The sequence below is a fragment of the Thermoplasmata archaeon genome, from assembly GCA_035632695.1.
GTDB lineage: Archaea > Thermoplasmatota > Thermoplasmata > RBG-16-68-12 > RBG-16-68-12 > RBG-16-68-12.
Map to the genome: position 1 here is coordinate 1 of DASQGG010000120.1, position 2749 is coordinate 2749.

Here is a 2749-nt window from a genome sequence, read left to right on the forward strand (position 1 = left end):
GAGCCGGACAGAGCGGCCGTGACTGGACGCAGGATAGGATTCGAGGTTGGCCGCGCTCGCCGAAACGCCGAACCCAGCTCGAGTTAGATGTGCCTAACGTCCTGCCTTCCGCTTCCTGCGTCTCCCAGGTCCGTGGTCCTCTCCGGCTTCATGTTTCCTCATCGCGTCCTTGACCAGCCTCTTGATCAGGGCGGCGGGAATCGGCCGATTCAGGGGTATCTTGAGAGCCGATTTGGTGCTCCTGTACTCCGCCACCTCGTCGATGTGCTCGTCGATCACCGGAGGCCGCAGGTAGAACCCTATGCTCGTCTTCAGAAGGGCGAAGTAGCAGAGTCGCCCCTTGATGCCGGATTCGCCTCTGAAGCTGTAGTACGGCATCCCATAGCTCATGCTCTCCGCGGCATCGGGCGCAACCTCTCTAATGGCCGCCCGGACCTCCTTGAGTTTCGGTCGCACCCCCTCTGAAGCGGCCGCGATGTAGGCGTCAACGTCCTTTGCCGGATTCATCGACACGCTATGCTTGGGACGACATAAAATCTGTACGCTACCCGCACATGGGCCTTTCGGCCGCTCGGGGGCGAACGGCAGCGGGCACTCTGTCGCGAGAAGGACTCGTACCCGCCGCCAGGATGGGGTGGCGCGATAGCGCCTCGTTACATGGCTAGGGCGATCAGGTCCTTGGCCAGCTCCTCGGGTTTCGTGATCATCGGCCAGTGACCCGTTTCGATGATCTTGTAAGGACCTTCGAGCTTCCCCCACTTCCCCGCGACGATCTCGTCGACGGGGTCCCCACTGAGCGTGCAGAAGACATACGCCTCCATGACCTGGTCGTAGTTTCTGGACAGCGTGATGGGGTCGGCTGCAAGCTTGATCGGCCAGGGAGTAGCCATGGACATCATCCATTCGAGGTTCGCCCCCGTGACGTCCTTTCCGATCCGGGCGATGGTTTCCTTGGTGAGAGGAATCGCATAACCGCCCGGAGGAGGGGGGCCGAACTCGCCTGCGGGGTTGAACGCACCCTGCGTGGTCCTCACCCTCTCCGGGCGGAACGCATCGACATAGACGACCTTCCTCACGTTGCCGTGGGCGCGGTCAGCCACGGCAGCCGCCACCTTGCCAGCAAAGCTATGCCCCACCAGCACGAAATCCTCGATGTCGTTGTACTTGACCACGTTCAGGACATCTTGGATCGCTGTCTCCATGCCGACGTCCTTGGTGGCCAGGTGGACCCTTTCGCCCATTCCGGTCAATGTCACCGGATAGGCAGATTGACCCGCCTTCTCGAGAACCAGGACCACGTTCTTCCACGACCACGCTCCCAGCCACGCGCCGGGGATCAAGACAAACGATGCCGTAGCACGTTCCTCCTTCCCTGCAGCTAGGCCGCTCCACGATTAAGCCTATGGGTCGGCGGCACGAAAGTGAGGCTCGCGAATCCGTGTGACGGCAGATTTCTTCGGGCGCGCATCCTCGGTGCGCATGGGCTCCTCCCCGTCGTGCGGATTCGCTCCGTACCATTGGGGTACGAGTCGACAGAGGGGGTAGACCAGACCTCCAGGTAACCGCGGCCAGGGGATTCGCGCGGGTGGCCCGAACCCCATCAGGGTCCGGCCCTGCCGGGAAGAAGACCGAATTCGGTGAGCATTTGGTGCGCCGCTTCTTCGATCTTGGGAACAGGCCCGAAGAACTCCGCTTGCCCTCGCGTGTCAGCCACGTACTTGCCGGTTTGAAAGAACTGACCCATGGCCGTCATGTCCGCATCGCGGGCCTGCAGGGGGCGCAATTCCAACGGGCGGCCGAGCAAGCGTCCGAGAAGTTCGGCGAGTTCGGGCCCGGAGAGCCCTCGGTCGCATCCCAGGTCGATCCGCCTACCCAGCGTACGGGGTTCGTCCACGGCCAGGGCCACCGCGCGCGCGACCTCGGCCGGCGCGATGTAGGTGATCCGCACTCCCGCGGAGGTCATGCCCATGACCTGCCCGTGTTCGAGGGCCGCCTTCATCCACGGCCCGCCGAGGAACGCGCCCGGCCGCAGCGCAACGAAAGGAACTCCCCGTTCCTCAAGGTAATCTTCCGTCAGCTTCTTCGCCCAGAAGTGAGGGACGTCCCGCGCCTGGTCGCACGCGAGGATGCTCAGGAACACGAACCGTGGGACTCCGGCCTTCTTGGCCGCGTCAACGAGATGGCGGTTTCCCTCGGTGTCTGTGCGCAGCGAATCGGTATCTCTCCGCCTCGAGTATCCGATGGCCGAACTGACCACCGCGGAGACTCCGGACATGGCCGGCGCCAACGAGGGAGGGTCGAGCATGTCTCCCCGGACGATTTCGACCCGCTCCTTGGGAAGTCCCGAGACGTCGCTCCCGGGGCGTACGAGGGCCCGCACCGTTTTGCCCCGAGCGAGCAGTTCTCGAAGGACTTGACCCCCCAGGTTGCCGGTCGCCCCCACGAGAAGGAGAGGCCGTGGGTCCTCCGAAGAAGCGATAGCCATGAGACCGAGAGAGATTCTAGGGGCTATATGGACTCCGTTTGGGAGGATCAAATCACAGAATCCATCGAACGATTCCGGCCGCAACATGAGCTTCGTCATCTCCGGGGCCTCCGCCCCCCATCTCGGGGCGAGTTCCGCGGAGGCACGTGCCGCGAATGCGGGAAACGAACACCCGCACACTGAGCTCAAGCCTACGGACCCGAAGAATGCGACCACCTTCCATCCGTTCCTTAGTTCGCTCCACCGAACGGGGGCGGCCGGGAT

3 protein-coding genes are annotated in these 2749 nt (G+C 63.3%); all 3 read right to left on the bottom strand.

The features are described 5' to 3' along the window. Window positions 1-93 precede the first annotated feature (93 nt). The 3 genes from VEY12_08055 to VEY12_08065 all read right to left on the bottom strand — a co-directional run bounded on the left by VEY12_08055 (window position 94) and on the right by VEY12_08065 (window position 2485). The gene (locus VEY12_08055; GenBank protein HYM40078.1) at window positions 94-507 is read right to left on the bottom strand and encodes a DUF1801 domain-containing protein; all 414 of its coding nucleotides are present in this window, start codon (window positions 505-507) and stop codon (window positions 94-96) included. Window positions 508-653: 146 nt separating this feature from the next. Then, window positions 654-1340, bottom strand: a complete 687-nt coding sequence (locus tag VEY12_08060; protein HYM40079.1) for an alpha/beta hydrolase — start codon at window positions 1338-1340, stop codon at window positions 654-656. A gap of 260 nt (window positions 1341-1600) precedes the next feature. Beyond that, entirely contained in the window at window positions 1601-2485 is an 885-nt protein-coding gene (locus VEY12_08065) for an SDR family oxidoreductase (protein ID HYM40080.1), read from the bottom strand. Window positions 2486-2749 lie beyond the last annotated feature (264 nt).